This window comes from Pseudomonas sp. PvP025, assembly GCF_017832155.1.
Taxonomy (GTDB): domain Bacteria; phylum Pseudomonadota; class Gammaproteobacteria; order Pseudomonadales; family Pseudomonadaceae; genus Aquipseudomonas.
Genome location: NZ_JAFIBJ010000001.1, coordinates 330,814 through 353,624 on the forward strand (window position 1 = coordinate 330,814; position 22,811 = coordinate 353,624).

Annotated in this window: 17 protein-coding genes; 4 read left to right on the top strand and 13 right to left on the bottom strand. The window is 63.0% G+C overall.

Annotated elements, in window-relative coordinates; all coding sequences use genetic code 11:
* The first annotated feature begins 149 nt into the window (after positions 1 to 149).
* Positions 150 to 617 (top strand): SRPBCC family protein, encoded by a 468-nt coding sequence (locus JOE32_RS01600; protein ID WP_209980830.1) that lies wholly within the window; start codon positions 150 to 152, stop codon positions 615 to 617.
* A gap of 41 nt (positions 618 to 658) precedes the next feature.
* On the opposite strand, the gene JOE32_RS01605 is transcribed toward JOE32_RS01600, so the two are convergent.
* Complete coding sequence (locus JOE32_RS01605) at positions 659 to 2,884, bottom strand: TonB-dependent siderophore receptor (RefSeq protein ID WP_209980831.1); 2,226 nt, start codon at positions 2,882 to 2,884, stop codon at positions 659 to 661.
* A 217-nt stretch (positions 2,885 to 3,101) separates the two neighbouring features.
* Here JOE32_RS01605 and JOE32_RS01610 point away from each other — a divergent pair, with 217 nt between their 5' ends.
* From JOE32_RS01610 to JOE32_RS01620, 3 genes are all read left to right on the top strand, one after another.
* The gene (locus tag JOE32_RS01610) at positions 3,102 to 5,459 is read left to right on the top strand and encodes a DNA polymerase II (RefSeq protein WP_209980833.1); all 2,358 of its coding nucleotides are present in this window, start codon (positions 3,102 to 3,104) and stop codon (positions 5,457 to 5,459) included.
* A gap of 13 nt (positions 5,460 to 5,472) precedes the next feature.
* Positions 5,473 to 6,105, top strand: coding sequence for a glutathione S-transferase (locus JOE32_RS01615; RefSeq protein ID WP_209980835.1), 633 nt, complete (start codon positions 5,473 to 5,475; stop codon positions 6,103 to 6,105).
* 164 nt (positions 6,106 to 6,269) lie between these two features.
* Positions 6,270 to 6,839, top strand: a complete 570-nt coding sequence (locus tag JOE32_RS01620) for a DUF4174 domain-containing protein (protein WP_209980837.1) — start codon at positions 6,270 to 6,272, stop codon at positions 6,837 to 6,839.
* 46 nt (positions 6,840 to 6,885) lie between these two features.
* On the opposite strand, the gene JOE32_RS01625 is transcribed toward JOE32_RS01620, so the two are convergent.
* Genes JOE32_RS01625 through JOE32_RS01680 form a run of 12 tightly spaced genes read right to left on the bottom strand, consistent with a single transcriptional unit; the run spans position 6,886 to position 22,240 of the window.
* Positions 6,886 to 7,923: an acyltransferase family protein gene (locus tag JOE32_RS01625; RefSeq protein WP_209980839.1), complete on the bottom strand. Its 1,038-nt coding sequence runs from the start codon at positions 7,921 to 7,923 to the stop codon at positions 6,886 to 6,888.
* Between the two features lie 22 nt (positions 7,924 to 7,945).
* Positions 7,946 to 9,355: a lipid II flippase MurJ gene (locus tag JOE32_RS01630; RefSeq protein WP_209980842.1), complete on the bottom strand. Its 1,410-nt coding sequence runs from the start codon at positions 9,353 to 9,355 to the stop codon at positions 7,946 to 7,948.
* Positions 9,355 to 10,791 (bottom strand): O-antigen ligase family protein, encoded by a 1,437-nt coding sequence (locus tag JOE32_RS01635; protein WP_209980844.1) that lies wholly within the window; start codon positions 10,789 to 10,791, stop codon positions 9,355 to 9,357. Before JOE32_RS01635 ends, JOE32_RS01630 begins: the two co-directional genes overlap by 1 nt.
* Positions 10,788 to 11,891, bottom strand: a complete 1,104-nt coding sequence (locus JOE32_RS01640) for a glycosyltransferase family 1 protein (protein WP_209980846.1) — start codon at positions 11,889 to 11,891, stop codon at positions 10,788 to 10,790. The genes JOE32_RS01635 and JOE32_RS01640 overlap by 4 nt, the downstream gene beginning before the upstream one ends.
* Complete coding sequence (locus JOE32_RS01645; RefSeq protein WP_209980848.1) at positions 11,882 to 13,099, bottom strand: glycosyltransferase family 4 protein; 1,218 nt, start codon at positions 13,097 to 13,099, stop codon at positions 11,882 to 11,884. The genes JOE32_RS01640 and JOE32_RS01645 overlap by 10 nt, the downstream gene beginning before the upstream one ends.
* Before the next feature lie 8 nt (positions 13,100 to 13,107).
* Positions 13,108 to 14,436: a beta-galactosidase gene (locus JOE32_RS01650; RefSeq protein ID WP_209980850.1), complete on the bottom strand. Its 1,329-nt coding sequence runs from the start codon at positions 14,434 to 14,436 to the stop codon at positions 13,108 to 13,110.
* Complete coding sequence (locus tag JOE32_RS01655; RefSeq protein WP_209980852.1) at positions 14,426 to 15,616, bottom strand: glycosyltransferase; 1,191 nt, start codon at positions 15,614 to 15,616, stop codon at positions 14,426 to 14,428. Before JOE32_RS01655 ends, JOE32_RS01650 begins: the two co-directional genes overlap by 11 nt.
* Entirely contained in the window at positions 15,616 to 17,607 is a 1,992-nt protein-coding gene (locus JOE32_RS01660; RefSeq protein ID WP_209980855.1) for an exopolysaccharide transport family protein, read from the bottom strand. Before JOE32_RS01660 ends, JOE32_RS01655 begins: the two co-directional genes overlap by 1 nt.
* Positions 17,608 to 17,621: 14 nt before the next feature.
* Entirely contained in the window at positions 17,622 to 18,398 is a 777-nt protein-coding gene (locus tag JOE32_RS01665) for a polysaccharide biosynthesis/export family protein (RefSeq protein ID WP_057009108.1), read from the bottom strand.
* A 29-nt stretch (positions 18,399 to 18,427) separates the two neighbouring features.
* Entirely contained in the window at positions 18,428 to 19,339 is a 912-nt protein-coding gene (locus tag JOE32_RS01670; protein WP_209980856.1) for a glycosyltransferase, read from the bottom strand.
* 1 nt (position 19,340) lies between these two features.
* Positions 19,341 to 20,801, bottom strand: coding sequence for a mannose-1-phosphate guanylyltransferase/mannose-6-phosphate isomerase (locus tag JOE32_RS01675; protein ID WP_209980858.1), 1,461 nt, complete (start codon positions 20,799 to 20,801; stop codon positions 19,341 to 19,343).
* The gene (locus tag JOE32_RS01680) at positions 20,801 to 22,240 is read right to left on the bottom strand and encodes an undecaprenyl-phosphate glucose phosphotransferase (protein ID WP_209980859.1); all 1,440 of its coding nucleotides are present in this window, start codon (positions 22,238 to 22,240) and stop codon (positions 20,801 to 20,803) included. The genes JOE32_RS01675 and JOE32_RS01680 overlap by 1 nt, the downstream gene beginning before the upstream one ends.
* Positions 22,241 to 22,811 lie beyond the last annotated feature (571 nt).

The following is a 22,811-nucleotide window of genomic DNA, read 5'->3' on the forward strand; positions in this document are numbered from 1 at the left end:
TCAAGCCGTTAGCGCGCAGATTACAAAAGCAACTTCCCTGCAACGGGTCAGTCATAACCATTGGCTTGGTCAAGGACGGGGGCATCATCGCGCGCAACCCGGGTTGCGCATCTGTCGATGTCACCTAAGGTCAATGGAGGAGGTGACTTATGCACGTATTGGATCGCATCGAGCGGAAAATTCTGCTCAACGCTTCACGTAAAAAGGTGTGGGAAGCACTCACCGATGCCGAGCAATTTGGCGCCTGGTTCGGCGTTGCCCTCAAGGGCAAGCGCTTTGTCGAAGGGGAGACCGTCGAAGCGCCGATCACTTATCCGGGCTACGAACACGTGGTCTGGAAAGCCAGAATCGAACGCATCCTGCCGCAAACCCTGTTCTCTTTCCATTGGCATCCCTTCGCGGTGCTGGAGGGCGTCGACTACGACAACGAAACCCCGACGCTGGTCGAATTTACCATCGAGGACCGTGCACCAGGCATCCTGCTGCGGGTGGTCGAATCCGGTTTCGACAAGGTGCCTGAAGCCCGTCGTCAGAAGGCGTTCAAGATGAACTCCCGTGGCTGGGACGACCAGATGGGCAATATCGAAAGCTACCTGGGCGCCGCTCGCCAGGCGTGACTCAAGCGGGCATCGATAGCGATGCCCGGTTTCGATGGCGATTAAAAATCGATCGTCGCCGACAACTTGGCAACACGCGGTTCACCCTGACTCAGGTAACCCCCCAACGCCGACTCCCAGTATTTCTCATTGGCGACATTCTCCACATTGGCGCCAAGCGTCACATCGCGCTGATCCACCTTGAAGGTATAGCGCGCACCCAGGTCGAAGCGATTCCAGGCCGGCAGACTCAGGTTGTTGGCCGCATCGGCATACTGGCCGCCAGTGCGCAGCATGCGACCGCTGAGGGTTGCGCCCTGCAGGCCCGGCACATCCCAATCCACCCCCGCATTGAGCTGGAACGAAGGCACACCGATTGCGCGATTGCCGTCGTTGGCGCCATTGAGCGTGTCCTTGAGCTCGGTCTTCATTACCGTTACGCCACCGAGCAAACGCAAACCACTCACAGGCTCACCGAAGACATTCAGCTCCACCCCCTGGTTGATTTGCTGGCCTTCGCGCACATAGGCGGCGGTGGTCGCGCCAGTCTGGATCGAGTAACCATCACTCGGCTGCTCGATACGGTACACACCCAGCGTTGCGCCGTAGGTGCCCATGTCCAGTTTTACCCCCGCTTCAGTCTGTTTCGAGCGGGCGGGCGCGTAGGCTTGTGCACTATTGGTCACCGTCAGGCCACCGGATGACACGGGAGCCGTCGGCCCCTGGGTCAAGCCTTCGATATGGTTGGCATAAAACGACACATGCTCCCAGGGTTTGAACACGATCCCGTAAACCGGCGTGTTGATTGACGCCGTGTAGTTGGAGCTGCGCGGGCCGGAGCCATACGCATAGTTCTGCATGACCATTTCCTGATGGCGCAGCCCTGCGGTGAACAGCAGACGGTCATCCAGGAAACCAAAGGTGTCAGAGATGGCCGCACTGCGCACGAACGTCTTGGCGGTGATGCCGGGGTCACCCAGGTCACCGCCGTTCACCGTGCCGCGCAGCGGTTGTGCAATGTCGCTGGAAGGGTGGTAGAGGTTGCTGGCATTGGGCGTAAAGTCGAACTCGTAGGCATTGCGCGCCTGCGTCCAGGTGCCTGTCAGGCCGAGGTTCAGTTGGTGGCTGACCGCACCGGTCTGGAACTTGCCATTGAGACCGGTCATCAGGCTGGTGTTGTCTTCCTGATGGGCGATGCGCGAACCGGTCACCTTGGCCGTGCCGAAGTTATCGGTCAGGGTCACCGACGAATAGCGCCCGCTTTCATTGGTATGTTTGGCGCCGGCGGCAAGGTAGGCGGTCCAGGTGTCGTTGAGGTCGTATTCGCCGCGCAGCATGCCCAGCGTGTCCTCGATGTTGGTCGCGTTCCAGCTTGGCGCGTAGTTGGTATCGGCCGAGGGTGCACTCGGGATGTGGGTGACGCCGGTGCCCAGGAACACCGAGTTACGGCCGCCGTTGACGCGCTGTTTCTGGTAAACGAAATCACCCGATAAACGCAGGGCATCGCCACGATAATCCAGGCCGACGGCGAACAGCTTGGCCCGCTGGTTCTCGTCATCAATGCCGGTATCGCCTTCGCGCTGGGAAATATTCACCCGCGCGCCAAACCGATTGCCCTCGCCAAACCGCTGGCCCACATCCAGATGCTCGCCCACCCGGCCATCACTGCTGATATCGGTGCTGAAGCGGCGCAGCGGCACATCATCGGCGCGTTTGGGTTGCAGGTTCACGCCGCCGCCAATGCCCGAGCCGCCCGGCGTGACGCCGTTGATAAAGGCATTGGGGCCCTTGAACACTTCCACGCGCTCCAGCGCGTCGGTGGACATGATCTGACGTGGCAGAATGCCGTACAGGCCGTTGAAGGAAATGTCGTCACCATTAAGTGGCAGGCCGCGAATCACAAAGACCTGCGCCTGGTTTGCATACCCCGAGGCCTGACGCACGGACGAGTCGTTGAGCAGCACATCGGCCACCGTTTCGGCCTGCTGGTCGCGGATCAACTTCTCGGTATAGGACGCCATGCTGAACGGCACATCCATGATGTCCTGATTGCCCAGCACACCCAATTGGCCACCGCGTGCCACCTGTCCGCCGCTGTACGCCGGTGGCAGCGCGTTCGGCGCGGGTGCGTCGGCGCTGATGTTGGTGGCGCCCAATTCCAGTGTGTTGCCGTCCTGGCGCGTAGTCGGATCGGCCGCGGTAGCAGCCTGTGCGGTAAGGCTCAGGGAGCAGCAAAGGGCGAGCAGGGTAGGGAGAAACGGCACGGCGAGTCGGTTACAGGTGGGCATGGTCGATCCTGACGGAGAACCGTCAATGTGAGGAAAAGGGCAACAGCGTTGCGCGTCCTCACTGCGCGGATACGACTCCGGTGCAAATGATAGTAATTGTTATTAGCGTTTTGCAACAAATTTGTCAGATTAGGCTCCGCGCGAGCGTTAACCTGCCGCGTCCGGCCGGATGCCGGGTAGAATCACCCCCTGAACGCAATGTTTGAGGTGCGGCACGGTGGATTTACAGCAGGGTTTCGTCCTGACCCGGCATTGGCGCGACACCCCGGAGGGCACGCAGGTCAGCTTCTGGCTGGCCACCGACCAGGGGCCCAGGTTTGTCCGCCTGCCCGTACAGACCTCGGTGATGTTCATCCCCGAAGCCCATCGCAAACCGCTCGACTGGCTGCTCAAGGACGAGCGCGACATCCAGCTGCGGCCGTTGCAGTTGTGCGATTTCCATCACCGCCCCGTCCTGGGCCTGTATACGCGCCAGCACCGCCAGGCAATGGACCTGGAAAAGCGCCTGCGCACCGCCGGCGTTGACGTCTACGAGGGCGACGTGCGCCCGCCCGAGCGCTACATGATGGAGCGCTTCATCACCGCCCCGGTGTGGTTCGGTGGCACCCCCGATGCCGACGGCACCTTGCTCGACGCGCAGATGAAACCCGCCCCCGACTACCGCCCGCCGCTCAAGCTGGTGTCCCTGGACATTGAAACCACCGCCCAGGGCGATCTCTATTGCATTGGCCTGCAAGGTTGCGGCGAGCGTCAGGTGTACATGCTCGGCCCGCCGAACAACGCCTGCGCGGTGGACTTCAAGCTCGACTACTGCGACACCCGTGCTCAACTGATCGAGGCCCTCAACCTCTGGCTCGCCACCCATGACCCCGATGCGATCATCGGCTGGAATGTGGTGCAGTTCGACCTGCGCGTGCTCCACGAACATGCCCAGCGCCTCAACGTGCCGCTGATGCTTGGCCGTGGCGACGAGCCGATGGCGTGGCGCGAACATGGCAGCCGCAATCATTACTTCGCCGCCGCCGCCGGGCGCCTGATCATCGACGGCATCGAAGCCCTGCGCTCGGCCACCTGGAGTTTTGAGTCCTTCAGCCTGGAAAACGTCGCGCAAACCCTGCTCGGCGAAGGCAAGGATATTTCCACGCCGTATCAGCGCATGGACGAAATCAACCGCATGTTCGCCGAGGACAAGCCCGCCCTGGCGCGCTACAACCTCAAGGACTGCGAGCTGGTCACGCGGATCTTCGCCAGGACCGAGCTGCTCAAGTTCCTGCTGGAGCGGGCCAGCGTCACCGGGTTGCCGGCCGACCGCAACGGTGGTTCCGTCGCCGCCTTTACCCACCTGTACCTGCCGCTGATGCACCGTCAGGGCTTCGTTGCGCCGAACCTGGGCGACAAACCACCCCAGGCCAGCCCCGGCGGCTTTGTCATGGACTCGCGTCCGGGCCTGTATGAATCGGTGCTGGTGCTGGACTACAAAAGCCTCTACCCGTCGATCATCCGCAGCTTCCTGATCGACCCGGTGGGCCTGATCGAAGGTCTTAAGCACCCCGACGACAGCGACTCGGTGGAAGGTTTTCGCGGCGCGCGTTTTTCCCGCACCCGGCACTGCCTGCCCGCTATCGTCGCGCGGGTTTCCGAAGGCCGCGAGGTGGCCAAGCGTGAGCGCAACGCGCCGCTGTCCCAGGCCCTGAAAATTATCATGAACGCCTTCTACGGCGTCCTCGGTTCCAGCGGTTGCCGGTTCTTCGACACGCGCCTGGCCTCGTCGATTACCCTGCGGGGCCATGAAATCATGCGCCAGACCCGCAAGCTGGTTGAAGCCCAGGGCTATGAAGTGATCTACGGCGACACCGACTCTACCTTCGTCTGGCTCGGCAGCGCCCACGCCCAGGAGGACGCCAGCCGCATCGGCCAGGCGCTGGTCGCCCACGTCAACGAGTGGTGGCGCGCGCACCTGCAGACGGCGTTCGGCCTGCACAGTGCACTGGAGCTGCAGTTCGAGACCCACTTCACGCGCTTTCTGATGCCGACCATCCGTGGCGCGGAGGAGGGCAGCAAGAAACGCTACGCCGGACTGGTGGTGCGCGCCGACGGCAGCGAAGAGATGGTCTACAAGGGCCTCGAGACCGTGCGCAGCGACTGGTCGCCCCTGGCCCGGCGGTTCCAGCAGGAGCTTTACCAGCGCATCTTCCACCGCCAGCCCCATCAGGATTACATTCGCGACTACGTGCGCCGCACCGTGAGCGGCGAGTTCGATGAACTGCTGATCTATCGCAAACGTCTGCGCCGGCGCCTGGACGACTACGAGCGCAACGTGCCGCCCCATGTACGCGCCGCGCGCCTGGCTGATGACTACAACGACCGCCTGGGCCGCCCGCGCCAGTACCAGCGTGGCGGCTGGATCAGCTACGTGATCAGCGTCAACGGCCCGGAGCCGCTGGAAGTGCGGCAGGCGCCGATCGACTACGATCACTACGTGACGCGACAATTGCAGCCGGTGGCGGAGGCGATCCTGCCGTTCGTGGATGACGATTTCAGCACCCTGGTCGGCGGACAGATGGGGCTGTTTTGAAGGAGGCAGCACCATGTATACGCTCTACGGCACCGACGAATCCGGCTCGTGCATGATCGAGATTGCCCTGCAACGTTGCGCCGTGCCGTGGCACCGCGTGGACGCCAGTTCCTGGCATGAGGGCGAGGGCAGTGAAGCGCTTGCGCGAATCAATCCGCTCAAACAGATCCCTACCCTGGTCACACCCGATGGGCAGGTCCTCACCGAAAGCGCGGCCATCCTGATCCACCTCGGCCTGGAGTTTCCCGACGCCGGCTTGCTGGCTGGCAATCGCGGGCAAATTCTGCGTGGCCTGCTGTACATCGCTGCCAATTGCTATTCGGCCATTGGCATCATCGACTACCCGCAACGCTGGCTGGGCGACGTCGATCAGGCGCTGCAGGCGCAACTGGTCACCGGCACGCGACGCTACCTGCACCAGGCCTGGGTGGTGTTTGCCGATCAGTTTGCCGAACAGTTGTTCGCGCCCAACCATGCGCCGAACGCTTTGGGCATCATGGCGGCGGCGGTGTCGCGCTGGGACGGCGCGCGGGAAGCGTTGAGCGCATTGGCCCCGGGCTTTGCCCACACCCTGGCGCAGGTGGATGCCGACCCGATCGTGGCCCCGGTATTCGCCCGGCATTGGCCACACTGGAATGGCCTGTGAGGTTCGTGCAATCAGAAGAAACAATCACTGCCCAACCGGCCTGATCCCTTGCGCGGCGCACGTCCTGACCTACGCTTTCAGAACCCGGCGTAGGAATCATCCTTGAAATTGACGGTCGCACACATGAAACTCAAGAACCTGCACGCAATTCAAAGGAGGTGCGCATGCTCATCCGGTCGCTGACCCTGGCTACCTTGATGGCTTTTACGGGGCCGCTGTTGGCCGCGGATGATATCAACCCGCTCAAGCAGGACATGGGCAAGGCCCGTCCGCTGGTGGTGGTGGAGCTCGATTCCGGTAACGCCACATTGTCCACGCTGCAGAAGCAGCTGGACGAGCCTGCCAACAAGCAGTCGTTCGAAGAGCGCAACATGGTGTTCTACACCGTCAAGTTCGGCAGTATCGGCGCCGAAGGGGAAAAGTTCGCCAAGGAGGCCAAGGACAACAAAAAGCTCACGCCGCCTGAAACCAATGCGCTGATCCGTGCCCTCAAGCTGGGCGCCGGCAGCGGCACCAAGGTGATCCTGATCGGCAAGGACGGCGAGAAGAAGCTCGAGAAGACCGTGCCTCCGGATACCCTCGACCTCAAGGAGTTCTTCAGCACCATCGACCAGATGCCCATGGCCGAGAAAGAGGCCGCCGCCGCCGCAGAAGCTGCGCCAGCCGAACCTGCCCCCGCCAAGGGCAAACCCGGCAAGCCCGGCGCCAAAGCCCCTCAACAACTCGACGACTAACCCGCCCTCCCTTGTGGGAGCGGGCTTGCCCGCTCCCACAGCCGCCTCAGCGTTGCTTCGCCACCGGAAACGGAAAGTAGAAAAACCGCAGAACCGCCACTCGCTTGATCACCTCCCCGATCAGCAGTGGCCCCACCACCGCCACCACCAAACCCACACCCGCCGCCAGGAACGGATGCAGCCCCAGGCGTTGCATCAGGTCGAAGGTCTTGTGCTGAATCTCCCCGTGAAAAATCAGCAGGATCAGCGTTGACTGACCGATGTAGGTCATCGCCCGCGTCACCAGCGCCGAGACCGTCAACACCTTCGCCAACGCCCAGCACGCGTACATGCCAATCACCGCCAGCAGGCTGGTCCACAACCAGTGGTCATAACGCCGTTGCGCCAGGTCCATGGTGTCCCAGGTCAAGTCGAACAACACGGCGAACACCACCACCGCGATCAACAGCGTCAGCCAACTGCCAGGGTGCGTGCGCAGCCAGTCGCGCAGCAGGTAGCCGGCGATGAAGCAGGCGCTGCTGATCAGCGTGATATCCAGGCTGAACGGCAGCCCCGGCAGTACCCAGGTGTGCTCGCCGAGCGTCACTGGCCATTGCCAGAACAGCGGCAACATCCAGATCCCGAGCAGCAATTGCACGGCAAGCAGCAGGGCACTGGCCCACGGCGCAAGCTTCAGCCGCAGGATCAGGCGCAGCATCACCCAACTGAACAGGATCGCCACCCACATGTGCGGCAGAAACCACATGGCCTGCCACGGAATGGTGTCCACCGAGGCATAGAACACGCCGCCAATGTCCGGCAGCAAGGGTTGGTCGCGCAGCAGCGCACGCAGGCTGACATACAGCAGCAGGGTGAAAAAAAACGGCTTGAGCAGGCCATCGGCCTTGCGCACGGCCATCTCCACAAACGGCTGTTCCGGCTTGAAAAATACCCCGGATAAAAAGAAGAACAGCGGTATGACGAACGACGCCAGTATCGGGTACATCAGGTCCCGTGAGTTCGCCACGAACCAGCTGTGAGCGAACACGATCACCAGGATGCCGATGCCTTTGGCGATATCCATTTGAATCCAACGATGTTTCATGGGCGTCTTCCCGATCGATCATTCATGCCTTGCGCCACGGCTTGAGCCACAGCCCCATGCCCAGCAACACCAAGGCCCCGGCCAGGGTGCTGAGCCCCAGTTGCAGCCACACGCCGTCAATTCGAAACAGCAGCAACCCCGCCAGCAGCATCAGTGCTGCGCTCAGCAGCCAGTGCCTGGCCCAGGGCAGGGCGCCAAGCAGCGCCTGACGCTGCATCAACAACAACGCCGTGCAGATCACCCCGGCCAGCGCGGCCAAGGGAATACCGGCCAGGCCGAACATGAAGGGCAGGGCGCCCAGCAGCAGCACATTGACCAGGCTGCCGAGCAGTTCGCAGCGCAGGGGCTGGCGTGTGTCACCGGCCGCATAGGCATAACGCGCCAGCAGTGCGTTCCACGCGCCGAACACCAGTGGCACTGCGAACCATGCCAGCAGCAGCGGTAACGGCGAGTCCGCCGACTGCCTGGGCAACAGCAGCGCCACCAGGCTCGGTGCCGCCGCCACCAGGCCGACCCCGGCGGGCAGGGTCAGCATGCTCGCGGTGTCCAGACCGCGTTTGAGCAGGGCCAGGCGCGCATCGCCCTGGCGGCGGCTCATCATGCCCAGCAGCACCTGATTGAGGCTCATCAGCGCAATCAGCGGCAGGTTCATCAGCTTGCGCGCGAGGTTCACCCAGGTCACCGCGCCTTCGCCCAGCAGCGACGCCACCAGCCGTTCGATCAACGCCAGGCCCTGGCTCGCACCGTTGCTCAGCAACAAGGGGCCGATGCGCTGGCCCAGCTCCCGCAACGGCGCCGGCGACCACTGCCAGCGCCACGGTCGCCAACCCTGGCGCCAGATCGACGGCAACAGCGCCAGCGGCATCAGCAGGCTGCCGGCCAGGCACGCCAGGGCCAGCGTGTGCGGCGCGGTCGCGGTTCCGGCCAGGGCAAGGTAGGTCACCGGCGGCAGGTTGAACAGTAACGAGCCCAGCCCCGCCAACACAAACCGCTCACCGGCCTGCAACGGAATGCTGAACAGTGCGTGCAGCATCAGGCCCGGCACGCACCAGGCGACCACCTGCAGATTGCCGGCGGCGAGTGCCGTGGCGCTGTCCGCCAACCCCGGCCCCAGCAGTTGCACCAGCCACGGCGCCAACAGCGTCAGCAGCAGGCTGGTGACCAACGCAATCGCCATCAGGGCCGGGAACAGCACGGTCAGCCAGCCCAGGCGGTCGGCATCCTTGCGCTGCAGATACAGTGGCAACGCCGCGGCACTCAGCACACCGCCGGCCAACGACATGCGCAGCGCCTCGGGCAAAAACAGCGCAATCAGGAAGGCGTCACTGCGCTCGCCCGCGCCCCAGGCCGCCACCAGCAGCCATTCACGCGCAAACCCCAGGCACAGACCCAACAGGGTCGCCAGCGTCAGCCAGGCGGCGGAGCCAAGCATCAGGGACGTGCGCCATCAGTTAGCGGTTTGCGATGGGCCACGCGCTTGACCTGCGGCACGCGCGCCGCAAACAGGCGGCGTGCTTCCAGCACATTGAGCCCCACCATCAGCCAGAACAGCGCGACCATTACCACCGCAAAACTGAAGTAGTGGTCGAACAACCCGCTGACCAGCGCCGCGAGGATCCCGGCAGTGCTGCCGAGCCACAGCGCATTGTCCTTGGTCAGGCGAATCGGGCCGCGTTCCGGGCGCGCCTCGCGCCACCAGCGCACGGTCACGGCGACGAACAGCAGCATGCCGACAATGCCGGTCTTGTAGATGAAATTCAGCCACAGGTTGGAGATCCCCAGAAACGGCGTGCCCGGTACCGGCGGGTCGACCTTGAAGCCGATGCCGAACGGATAGGCCGCCACCGCCTGGGGAAACATGCGGTACTCGTCGAAACGGATTTCGGTACTGGCGTTGTCCGACGAAAATATCGTCGCCAGCCGCTCCTGCAATGGTGGATACGCCAGCACCAGCGCCACGGTCAGCGCCGCGCCGATCATCAGCAGGCGCCCGGTGTACGGCACGCGGCGCGTGGCCATCCACATCAGCACCAGCGCCAGGCTGACCATCGCACCACGGCTGCTGGCCAGCAGCAGCGCCGCCGCGCCGAGGCACGCCACGCCCAGACCCAGTGCGCGTTTCCAGCCGCGCTCGGTCATGCCGAAGCAGAACGCCAGGGGCAGCAGCAGCGCCATGATCCCGCCGATGGCGTTCGGGTGCATCCACGGCGAGCCCATGCGCGAAGACATCGCTTCCAGGCCGAATTTGAGCATGTCGAAGTTGCCGTAATTGAGCAGCGCCAGGATCGGCGCAATGCCCGCCCCGGAACGCGTGCGCACGAACACCGCAATCGACATCACCAGCATTGCCAGCGTGCCCAGCAGCAGGGCGACCACCAGCGACTCGCGCTGTTTGGGTTCCACCAGCAGTTTGGCGCACAGAAACACCGCCGACAGGCTCAGCAACCAGCGCAGCCAGTTGGCCACGCCGCTGGTTTCGACATTGACGACGATCACCTGGCCGACAATGAACGGGAACACGCTGAACAGCATCAGCCACAGCAGCATCTGGTCGGTGGGCCGGCGCCACAGGCTGGGCGCCGCCGGCAGGCGCGAGAGAAACGTCTGCCACAGCACCGCGCCCCAGGTCAGCGCGAGGATCGCCTCGCTGACCGTGCTGCGAATCCCCAGGTTGATAGTGGAATACGGCATAAACGTCGCGAGCATGGCGAACAGCAACAAGCCCCACAGCGGAAAGCGCAGGATAGTCACCGCCGCCGCCAGCCCAACCACGCCAAGCAACGCCTTGGCCGGTGACAGCGCCAGTGCCATTACGCCGAACAGCAGGCCGAAGAGGATCGCGACAGGGGCGCCCAGGGAGTCTCTCATTGCAATTCCTCGATCAGTTGCACCAGGCGCAGGCGATAGGCCTGATGGTTGAAGCGCTGCGCCCACTGGCGGCGTTGCTCGGGCGACTCTTCGTCAGGCTGCTCGCCCAGGTTCACCATCAGTTGCACCAGCGCCGGCCCGTCGGTGGGCGAAAAACGCGGCGCCGAGGGTGGGGTGATTTCATCCAGCGACGTACCGCTGGCCACGGCCACCGGCGTGCCGACGCTCAGCGCCTCGATCACCGGCAAACCGAAGCCTTCGGCATACGACGGCTGCCACAGGCGCGCGGCGCGGCGGTACAGCGCGTGCAGCTCGGCATCCGACACGCCGCTCAAGGCGCGAATCCCCGCCACGCTACGCTGGGCTTGCGGCAGATGATCGAGGCTGCCCACCAGCACCAGTTCCGGCACGGCAGGGGACAGCCGACGGGCCTCCTGCCAGGCCTGCACCAGAAACGGCACGTTCTTTCGCAATTCGCGAGTGCCCACCAGCAGCCAATAGCGCTCGGGCATTTGCCGCGCAGTGAGGTCCGCCGCCAGTTCGACAAAGCTGTCCACCTGGTTGGGCAGTACGCGAACCTTGCCCGCCGCTTTGGGAAACAGGCGCACGGTTTCATCGGCGCTGTACTGCGACGGCGTCCACACGCGGTCGGCGCTGTGCACCGCGTAGGCAATCGACAGGCGATCGCTGGTCTTGTAGATCAACGCCTTCAGGCGGTTGGCGTGGTAATTGTCCAGAGTGATCTGGAACAGGTCATGCAGCAGCACCACCGTGCGCAATCCCTTGGGTTTGGGTGGCAACGGCAGGCCCATGTTGAAGGTGCTGATGTACAAATCGATATGCTGCTCGCGCAACGCCCGTGGCAAAAAACCGGCTTCGAAGCGCAGGCGATTGTGCGGCTGGTGCATCGCGGTTTTCGCGCAGCCCCAGGCCGGGCAGTGCGCCTGCAGCCGCGTTTCGTCCCCCAGCGGCGCCACGGTAAAGCGCTCGAGCGCAACGCCCGGCAAGGTGTGCAAGGCGCTTTCCAGCGCATACACCTGGCGGCTGATGCCCGATTGCGGCGAGGTGCCGACGGTGCGGTAATCAAGGCCTACACGCATGCGGGTTCCTTTTCGGTGAGCGGCGAAAGGCTGGCGTACACGCGCTCCAGCTGGCTGGCGGCGACACTCCAGTCATGGGCGCGGCGCACGTAGGCGCGGCCGGCTTCGCCCATGGGCGTGGCGGCGTCGGGAAACTGCAGCAGGCGCACCACGGCGTCGGCCAGGCCGGTGGCGCTCTGGGCGCCGAGGTAGTCCAGGCCTTCCACCAGGTCCAGGCCGGACACGCCCTGTTCGGTGCTCGCCAGCGGCAGGCCGGCCGCCAGCGCTTCGAGCACCTTGAGCTTGGAGCCGCCCCCGTGGCGCAACGGCGCCAGAAACACCGAGCAGCTCGATTGCAGGCTCAGCAGATCGGGCACGAACCCCTGCCACTCGATACGCGGATCCGGCCAGCGCGTGCGCCAACTGTCGGGCATGCCGAAGCCACACACACTCATGCGCGCCTGCGGGCAGCGCTCCCAGACCTTGGGCAGGATCTCATCCAGCGCCCACTCGATGGCGTCCACATTCGGCGCGTATTCGTAGTTGCCCAAAAACAGCACGCGGCGGCTGGTCGGGTCCGGGCGGGCGCCGGCGAAGTGGTCGCAGTCCACCCCGTTGACCACCACCGGCACCGGCTTGCCGGCGATCTTTGCCAACGTTTGCGCATCGCTGTCGGTGACCGCCACCACCTGCGTCGCCTGGCGCATCACCCGGTGTTCCCAGCGGCCGTAGCGCCACTGGTCGTAGCGAATAAACGGCAGCGCCCAGTTCGGCAGGCGATCGTAAGTGGCGGCGCCGAGGGCCGATTCGACGTTGTGTTCGGTCAGCACGAAAGGCTGGGCGGTGCGCGCCAGTGCGTCTTCGTAAGGTTGGAAGCTGTAGGTGTGCTCGATCTGCACCACGTCCCAGTGCTCGTTGAGCAGTTGGTTGAAGCGCGCCTGCAAGGGCGCGGACAGGCCATTCACGCTGGCCAGCAGCGGGTAGGGCGCAAACAGCCCGGCCACCAGGGTCTTCAGGCTGCGCAGTGGACGGCGCGGCAGCACGATCAGGTGGTCGAGAAAGGTCTCCAGCACCTGACGGTCGGCGAGCGACACCGGGTGCTTGTCATGCAGCAACAGGGTGATCCGGTGCCCGCGCGCCGCGAGGCTGCGCAGCAGGTGGAACTGGCGCGTCTTGCCGCCGCTGGTGGCCGGCCAGGGCGAGTAGGGCAGGATCCATAAAATGCGCATGGCTGGCTTCAATCCCATAGCAGAATTTGCAGGTTCGATTTGACCGGCACGGTCAAGCCGCCGGTGCCGCTGACCGGGGTTTGCGTGCCGCGCAGCGGGTCGTACAGCGTCGCGCTGGCAAGGCCCGGCAAATGCGCGTTGCCGCCTTGGGCCGCCCAGAAAAACCACAACTTGCGCCCATCGGCGCGGGTCCAGCCGATACTGAACAGGCCGTCGGGCAATTGGTCGGCGCTGGGTGGGTCGCCGGGGGTGAGGCTCGGCCCGCTTACGTCGAGAAAGTACTTCAAGGCGGTGTAGACAGGTTTGGGGTTGGCGTCGATATCAAGCAGGCCGTAGGACTGGTCGCGCACGCTGGCGCGCTGGTCGAGGTCGCTCAAGGTGAACAGGAACGTGCGGTCGTAATCCAGCGCGCTCATCAGCGCCAAGCGCCGCACCACGTAATCGGCCTGGCCTTGCAGCGAGATGATGTCCTGGGCGTCCTTGGGGCCGGTGTAGGTGGACCAGCCCCACTCGGTGGTCCACAGCGTTTGCACGCCGCCTGCGCGCAAGGCCTGGTTGAGCGCGGTGGTTTTGGCGATGAAGTCCAGGTTGGCCGGGTCGTTGCCCTCGGGCAGTTGGGTGTAGGGGTGGTAGGCAATCACCGTGTTGAGGCTGGCGATACCCAACGCGCCCAGGGCGTCGAACATGGTCTGGCCGTTGGGCATCTCACTGAAGAACGCCATGCCGGCGGCCACCACCGGTTTGTCCGGGCGCATGGCGCGCAGCGCGGCGGCGGTGGTGGTCAGCAGTGTGGCGTAACCCGCCGGGTCGGCCACCGGGCGCCAGAAGCCGAGCAGGTTCGGCTCGTTCCACACCTGCCAGGCGTCCACGCTGGGGTAACGCTCGGCCAGCAGCGCCATGCGGTTGGCAAACACGTGCGGGTCTTTTGGCGGGTATTGGTCCTGATAAGGCGCGCCCACCGGCGCGGTGGTGGCAAAGGGCGCAGAACCGACCAGGTAGAACACCGACTTGAGCTGGTTGTCCTGCAGCTTCTTCACCAATTGGTCGAGGGTTGCGACCTGGTATTGGCCCTGCACCGGCTCCAGTTGATCCCAATGCAGATCCAGGCGCACCCACTCCAGGCCCAGCGCCTTGAGACGGTCGATCTGCTTCTGGTAGCGCTCGGGGCTGAACCACAGGAACTGCGCGTTAACGCCCAGAAAGTCCTTCCACACCAGCACCTTGCTGCCCTTGAGCACATGGCTCTCGGCGTCGGCCTGGCGCCCCCAGAGCACAGCGCCCAGGCCCAGCGCCGCGACCAGCACAAGCGTCAAAAAGTACGTGCCCTTACGCACCATGGGGACCTCCCACAATTGCCTGCTTGAAAAGTTGCCTGAACTGCTGCGCGGTCAACGGCCACAAACGTTCGCGCCCGATTTCCCCGGCGCGCTCGGCCCAGTCCCGCGCCAGCGTCGGTGTAAGGGCCAGACGCAGCAGTTGCGCACTCAGGGCGGCCACATCGCCCTGAGGATAGATCGCGCCATTGCCGCTGGCGACTTCTTCGGCGAACGCCCGCGCATCCGAAGTGATCGCCCCACGCCCGCACGCCGCCGCCCATGACAACGCACCGCTGGTGCCACGCTGGCGCCCCAGCAGGCCGAGTTTTTTCGACTCGCGGTAGGGCAGCACCATCACATGATGGGCCTGGATCGTCGCGGCAATCTCATCCGCCGGCAGGTTCAGCCGCCAGTCGATGGCGTCGGCCAGGTCGAGGTCGGCGATCTGGCTGTGCAACTGGTCGAGGTAATTGCCCCCCGCGCCGAACGCCATTTCCGCAGCCGTGCCACCGGCCAATGTCAGCCGTACGCGGCCACGCAACTCGGGCGCTTGCCTGAACACGTCGGCCAGGGCCTGCAACAGGTCCTCGATGCCTTTGCCTCGGTAGATAAACCCGAAATACAGCAGGCGCAGCGTGTCCAGCGATGGCAACGGCGTCGGTGCGATCGCCAGGTTGGCGTGGTTGATCACCGCGACTTTGCCGGCCGCCAGGCGCATGCGCTGGCTCAGGCATTCGGCTCCCAGGCGCGTCAGGGTGATCAACCGGGTCAAACCGGCGGCGACCTGGCGCTCTTCGCGCAACGTCAGCGGGTCGGCCAACACCACCGCCGCCTGCGGCAACGGGCTGGGCAATCGCTCCATCAGTTGCAGGGGAAACGGCAGGCGTTCGCGGCGCCACACCATACGCTCCGGGTCGTGCACGGTGGCGGTCAGCGGCAGGGCAGGGTAGGCCTTGTGCAGCTCGCGCAGGGCCAGAAATTCCCCCAGTCGTCCGCCGCCCAGCTCGCCGTGGACCAGGTCCACGCTGTGCCAGTCGAACGTGCCGATGGCCCGCTTGATCGCCGCACTCGATCCCTCGACGCCGCTCAACGGTGTCAGCACCGTCACACCCAACTGTTCCAGCGCCAGCTTGAAATGGTTCGCGTAATCGGCGATGCCGTTTTTCTCGGGTGGCAAGGGAGCCAGCAGGGCAATGCGCATCAGAACACCCCCCGGTACTTGGCAATGGTCTTGAGCACTTTGGCCGGTACCTCGAACCTTCGTCGGTTGATAATGATGCCGTCCACCTTGCCGAAGGCCGTATTGAGGATCGATAGCGCATGTTCCACCACCGGTACCGTGCTTTTCTGGGCCTCCACCACCAACGCAATCAGATCGGCCCGCCTGAGGCTGACAAAGGCGTCGCGGTTATCCAAAAGCGCTGAGGCATCGAGCAGCACCACTTCTCCCGGCGAGGCCGTCCGCGCACCTCCGACGCGGACCTTGATGCCATTTTCCTGAAGTAGTTGCCGTAGTTGCCCCACCACAAAACTTACCCCTTCGCCGTGGCGCGCCGAGGTCAGGCCGAGGGTCATGCCTTGTTCGGTTATTCGTTCAGGCTCAAGCAAACCGTAGAGTCGATAGATGCTGGCATTGAACGCGTTGGTGCTCTGCGCGGTGCTGGTGTCCAGCTCCGGCAGGGTGGTCCACAGTGGCAGGCCGAACTTGCGTTCCACCAGACCGCCGTCATGGATGCGCTGATCGAGCAGGTAGCACAGGTACACCACCAGCAGGCCGACGACGATGGCGAACGGGATCGCCAGCGTCAGCATCACCAGGGTTTTCGGGAAGATGCGCCCCGGGTTCAGGGTGGCTTCTTCGATCACCGCGATGTTGCTGATCTGGCTGTTGTCCAGTTCACGGTCGATGCGCGATTTTTCCAGGTTGTCCACATACAGCGCGTAGTTGCGCTCGGTGGCGCTCAGCTCGCGGGACAGGCGCGTCAACTCCGGTTCGATCTCCAGCGCCTGCTTGCGCTGGGCTTCCAGGTTGACCAGTTGTTTCTGCTGCTGAACCAGTTGGGTGCGCAGCGCCAGGTTGTTGCTGGACTCGTCCAGCAGCACCCGTTGCAGGTGGATTTCCAGGGTGTTCGGCGCGCGGTTTTCCGAGCTTTGCACGGTGTTGCTTTCAGCTGCCACCTGCACCTGCATGGCACGGATCGACGCATCCAGGGCTTTGACCGGCGGCGCGTTATCGGTGTAGGTGCGCATCATGTCGGCGCGTTCCAGCAGCTTCTGGTTGAGCAGGCGGCGCAGATCCTGTTGCTGCGGATTCAGCGCAATCTGGCGCACCGTGGTCACTTCCTTGGGCTGGCTCTTGAGCTGGGTGCGGGTGCTCTCGATGGCGCTGTCGGAGGACGCGATCAGGCGGGTGGTGTTGAAGGTTTCGCCGCGCAGCACGTTGATGCGCTCGGACAGATCTTCCAGGCGATCGGTGATGCTGGCCGCGCCGATTTCGTTCAGGTGCGTGAGAATCTGCTCCTTGTAGCTCTTGATCTCGGTGGCGCTGTTGGACACCTGGCCCTCATAGAACGCGTAGAGGCTTTTGCGCCCCAGCGCCTGGGTGCGTTCGTTGATGTAGATCTCGACCCAGCTTTTGACCACGGCCTGGGCGATCTGCGGGTCGCCCCACTTGAAGCTGATGTCCATCACCGTGGAGCCGGCGGCGTGGCTGACTTCGAAGCTTTGTTCCAGCCCTGCGGCCAAGCGTTCGACCGGGGTGGTTTTTTCAATGACACCCAGGGATTCCAGCACCACGCGCACGCCATCGGAGATCGCCCCGGTCGCATTTTTGACATGGTATTTGCCCAGCTTCCAGACGCCTTCCGGCGGCGGCTGGTTGGCCAGCACTTCCAGGTAACGCTCGGCAACCGCGCGCACAATCGGGCGCCCGGTCAGCAGGCGCTCTTCGTCGACAATCGGGTCGCGCTGGGTGCTGGGCATCACCAGCGCCTGACGGTTGCTGATCTCGATGGGCAGCGTCGAATCACGCCCCGGTTTCACCAGCAGGCGCGCGGTGGATTCGTACTTGGCCGGCAGCAGGAACGCCCCCAGCAGGATAATGACCAGCGCAGCGATGGCCGCCAGCTTGAACTCGTGGCGGAAGATGAAAAACAGGCGCAGAAGATCACGAAAAGAACGGATCTCGATCATGGGATGTCGCTCCTTTAGTTGGTGCCGCCGCTGGTTCGGGAATAGTTGTAGCCAACCCCGATGGACTTGGTGAACGGAATCAGCTGGTTCAAGTAGGTGTCCACTCCCTGGATACGCTCGCCTACGTTGGATTTGGGCACGAACACCACGTCGCCGCGTTGCAGTCGCACCGGTTTGCGGCCGACGGGGCCGGTCTTGAGGTATTGGCTGAAGTCCAGAAAGTAGGCGCGGTAGGTGCCCTCGGCATCTTCGCGCAGCAACGCAACCATGCTTGCGTTGCCCGCCGGGTTCACGCCGCCGGCGCCGACAATCGCCTGCTCCAGCGTGTTGGCGATACCGATCTGCACCGACGTCGGGTTATTCACCGCGCCGCCGACGATCACCGAGTTGCTCGGTGCCTGGTTGATATTCACCGTCACCCGCGGTTCGCGGTACACCGGTGCCAGTTTGTTGCTCAACTCGGCCGCCAGCTCCGAGGGCTGGCGCCCGGCGACCTGCAGTGGCCCCAGGAACGGGTAGTTGATCTTGCCGTCGGTTTGCACCGTGTACAGCGTCAGCTCGTAGATGGTGCTGACGTTGAACGCCGACAATGTCGGCATCTCCCCGGCATCGCGCACGATACGCAACTGGTCGCCGACGCGGATGCGTTCCACCGCCGGTGGCAATTGGGCCAACTGGTCGAGGGCACGCTTGCCTTCCTCCACCGCCTGGTCATCCGGCGCGACAATGCGGGCCGGCGTGTTGCACCCGGCCAGGGCGAGCAACGCTACAACAAGCAAGATTCGTTTCATCATAGGTGACTTCCTGTAGTTCATGATGCTCACTTCCAATAGCCGGGGAACATGCTGATACGGCGCTTGAGCGCGACGGGGAGGCGGCGCTCCAGATGGCCCAGGCGATAGCCGAGCAACTTGAAGGCACTGCGCACCAGCACTTCGGGGACGCGGTGCAGTGCACCGGCCTTGCGCAGTGCCGCCAGCTCCGCCAGCACGTAGCGTTTACCTTCACCGCCGGCATCGCCAAAGGCCTGGCGGATCCACGGTTCGCGACCGTAAAACACGCCAATGTCGAAGTAGCGGTGAAATTCATCCATGACACGGTAATCGTGGGAGTGGTACACCCGCGCCGAGGCGGCGTAGCGCACCTTGTAGCCGTCGAGCAGCATCCGCGCGGCCACGTAGGCGTCTTCGCTGCCGATCACATCGGCGGGGAAGCCACCCACGGCTTGCAGTGCGCTGCGCCGGTACACCGAAAACGAATCGGAACTGAAGCAGGTCTTGATCCCCAGTTGCGGGGCGTCGGCCAGGCTTTTGCTGCGGCTCTGGGCCGGGTAGTTGAAATGCCGCGACTGCGCGCCGAGCACGCCGGCGTCCGGATGCGGCAATTGGCGCCCGTAGGCCACGCCGTTGAGCAGGTCCTGCTGCAGTTCATCGAGCAGGTTGGCGAACGTCTCGGGGTCGGCAGGAATCGCGTCCTGGGTCATCACGATCAGCGCATCGCCGCTCACCTGTTCGCTGGCCCAGCGCCGCGTGCCGCCGTGGTTGAAATCGCGGGCGTCGATCACCTCGACCTGGGCGCCGAACTCGCGAAAGCGGGCCACCGTGTCGTCGCTGGAGGCACTGTCCACCACCAGCATCTCGTCCGGTTGCCTGGTTTGCATCTGCAGCGCAGGCAACAGCCGCGCCAGGTGGCCGGCGGCGTTGCGGGTCGGGATGATCAGCGAGGTGCGCATGTCACTTCTTCACGTCGGCAGGCGCGCGCCCGTAGATATCGTCAAAGCGCACGATATCGTCCTCGCCCAGGTACTCGCCGCTCTGCACCTCGATCATCACCAGGTCGATGATGCCGGGGTTGGTCAAGCGATGCTTGTGCCCGGCGGGAATATAGGTGGACTCATTGGCGTTGATCAGAAACTCGCGCTCGCCATTGGTGATCTGCGCAGCGCCGCTGACCACCACCCAGTGTTCGCTGCGGTGATGGTGCATCTGCAACGACAACGACGCCTGCGGTTTGACCACGATGCGCTTGATCTTGAACCGGCTGCTTTCCTCCAGCACGGTGTAGGTGCCCCAGGGCCGGGTGACGGTGCGGTGCAGGCTGTAGGCCGGATGGTTCTGGCGCTTGAGTTCGGCGACGATATAGCGCACATCCTGGCTGCGGTGGGCGTCGGCAATCAGCAGGGCATCGGGGGTGTCGACAATGATCAGATCGCGCACGCCCACGGCACCGAGCACGCGCTTGGGCGAGTCGATGTAGCAGTTGTGCACATCATGCAAAATCGCTTCGCCGTTGATCTGGTTGCCATGGGCATCGCTCGGCGTGAGCTGGCGCAGGGCTTCCCACGAGCCGATGTCGCTCCAGCCGATATCGCAGGGCACCACGGCCACTTGCGTGGATTTCTCCATCAGCGCCACGTCGATGGAAACGTCCGGCGCGCTGCCGAAGGCCTCTGCATCCAGCTCACGCTGGCGCGAGGTTTTGTTCTGCAGGTGCTGGCTGTGCTCCAAGGCCGCGCGGGCCGCCTGCAATACCTCGGGCGCGTAAGTGGTCAGTTCGTCCACCAGGGTTTTGGCCTTGAAGCAGAACATCCCGGCGTTCCACAGGTGCTTGCCGCCGTCGAGGTAGGCTTGTGCGGTGGCCAGGTCCGGTTTCTCGACAAAGCGCTGCACGCGGTTGCCGGTACTCAGCGCCTCACCTTTCTCGATATAGCCAAAGCCGGTTTCCGGGTGGTCGGGCTGGATGCCGAAGGTCACCAGAAAGCCTGCCTCGGCCAGATCACGGGCCTGGGTCACGGCGGCGGCGAACGCAGTCTCGTTGTGGATCAAATGGTCGGCGGGCATCACCAACAGTTGTGCGTCATCGCCAAAATGTTCCTGCACATGCAGCGCCGCCACGGCGATGGCCGCAGCCGTGTTGCGCCCGAACGGCTCCAGCAGCAGGTCCAGGGGCAGGCGGGACGGGTTGACCAACCGGTAGTCATCGAGTGTACGAAACAGCATCTCGCGGTTGGTCACCGTCAGCACGCTCTCCACACCGGGCAGGCGTGCGGCGCGTTGGAAGGTCTTCTGCAACAGGCTCTGGCCATCGCGCATGCGCATGAACGGCTTGGGCATGTTCTGGCGTGACACCGGCCACAGCCGCGTGCCCGACCCACCGGAAATAATGCAGGGAATTAATCCGTTGAGGGTATTCATCAATAGACTTCCTTGGTGGATAGAACGGCGGGAACCGTCATGAAGACGATGTACAAGTCAAACCACACCGACCACTTGGAGATGTATTCCAGGTCGTACTCGACACGTTTCTGGATCTTGAACAGGGTGTCGGTTTCACCCCGGTAACCGTTGATCTGCGCCCAGCCGGTGATGCCCGGTTTGACCCGGTGCCTGGAGCTGTACTCGCTCACCGCCACTTCGAAGGGCACGCCGGCGGCCTTGGTAGCAGTGGCGTGCGGGCGCGGGCCGACCATCGACATGTTGCCCAGCAGCACATTGAACAGCTGCGGCAGCTCGTCGATGCTGGTCTTGCGGATGATGCGCCCGACGCGGGTGATGCGCGGGTCGTGCCGGGTGGTTTGTTGTTGCGCGGTGAAATCGCTCTGGTCGGTGTACATAGAGCGAAACTTGAACACGCGTATTTCATTGTCGTTATAGCCAAAGCGGTTCTGGCGAAACAGCACCGGGCCCCTGGAATCGAGCTTGATCGCAATGGCCGTGATGATCATCAGCGGCGACAGCGCCACCAGCGCCAGGCTCGCCAGCAAACAATCTTCAAGGCGCTTGATCACCGGCGACCAGCCACGCAATGGCAATTGCGAGGTGTTGAACATCAGGATGCCGCCCACGTCGGTGATCTTGCTATGGCCGTAGCGCAGCGCGGCCATGTCCGGCACCAGCATCACGTTCACCGACAACTGCCGTAGACGATTGACCAGCCCATGGATGCGCTGCTCCGCAGCCCAGGGCAGACAGATCATCACCTGGTTGACCTGCTCGGCGCGGATCAGCTTTTCCAGGTCGCGGGTGTTACCCAGCAATGGCAGATTGCTTAACTCCTTGGGGATGCGCTCGGTGCGATCATCGATAAAACCGATCAGACCGGAGCGGATATCGCCGTTGCGTTGCAGGTGGTCGGCAACGTGCACGGCGGTGTCGGTAAACCCAAGGATCACCGTGCGCTGCAGGTACTTACCCTTGCGCATCAAACTGCTGTAAAGGCGCAGCATCAACAAACGTTCGAGACAAAACAGCCCAAGGCTGGCGAAGTACCAGGTCAACAGGTTACGTGGCGTCAATTGTGGAAAAAACTGCAATATCTGATACATGAACAGCAGGATGCAGAAGGCGGCTGACCAGGCCTTGATCTTGGTTTTCAGGCGCAGACGGTTGCTGAACAATTCCTCCGAATAAATGCCCAACGCCTGGAACAAAATGATGGTCAGAAACGCAAAAAATACGAGCAGGCCGAGGAAGTGCGAACGCATCTCTGGGTTCATCGGATCGATGAAAAAAACCAGTACCAGCGGGGGTAATATCGCACTTAGACCATGAATAAATTTGACAAAAACAACAAAGAACTCAACAAAACCGGCACGCGTTAAAAACAAGCTATCGACTGATGACTTTTCTCGCATAAAACATCCCTCATTGCACTCCATGCGCTTTAACCGGTATGCGTTAGTAGTGCATTAAACTCGGCTACGCTGGTGAAATCGCAACTAATCAATCCAAATGCGACACATCCATTTGAAGGGATCTTGCGGAGCAGTGGCTAAAGGAAGTGTTCCTCATGGTTGCTTAGTCAACGAATTGACGGTGGTGCGGATACAACGTTTTAAAGATGTTAATCAGTGTGTTATGAGGCATTTTATTGACATTCCTTGTCCGTGCAGGTGGTAAGAGGGGTGTGTTTTTGAGTGTAGGAACAAATTTGAAAATTTTCCTGCTTAACAGCGAAGGTTTTTCAAAACGCGGTGGGAAAGGGGGACAGAGAGGAGAGGGAAGTTACGACTAAGTGCCGTGGCTGCGGGGTTTTAGTGGGATTGGAAGTTGTCTTTTTAACTTCAAAAATAAATGAAAAAAAGTTAATCGAAGGACCGATAGCGACCGTTTTTAATGGGAATGCCTGCTACCGAAAGGGGGACGTCATCACTTATTCAAAATGTGGGAGCGGGCTTGCTCGCGAAGGCGGTATGTCAGTGCCGG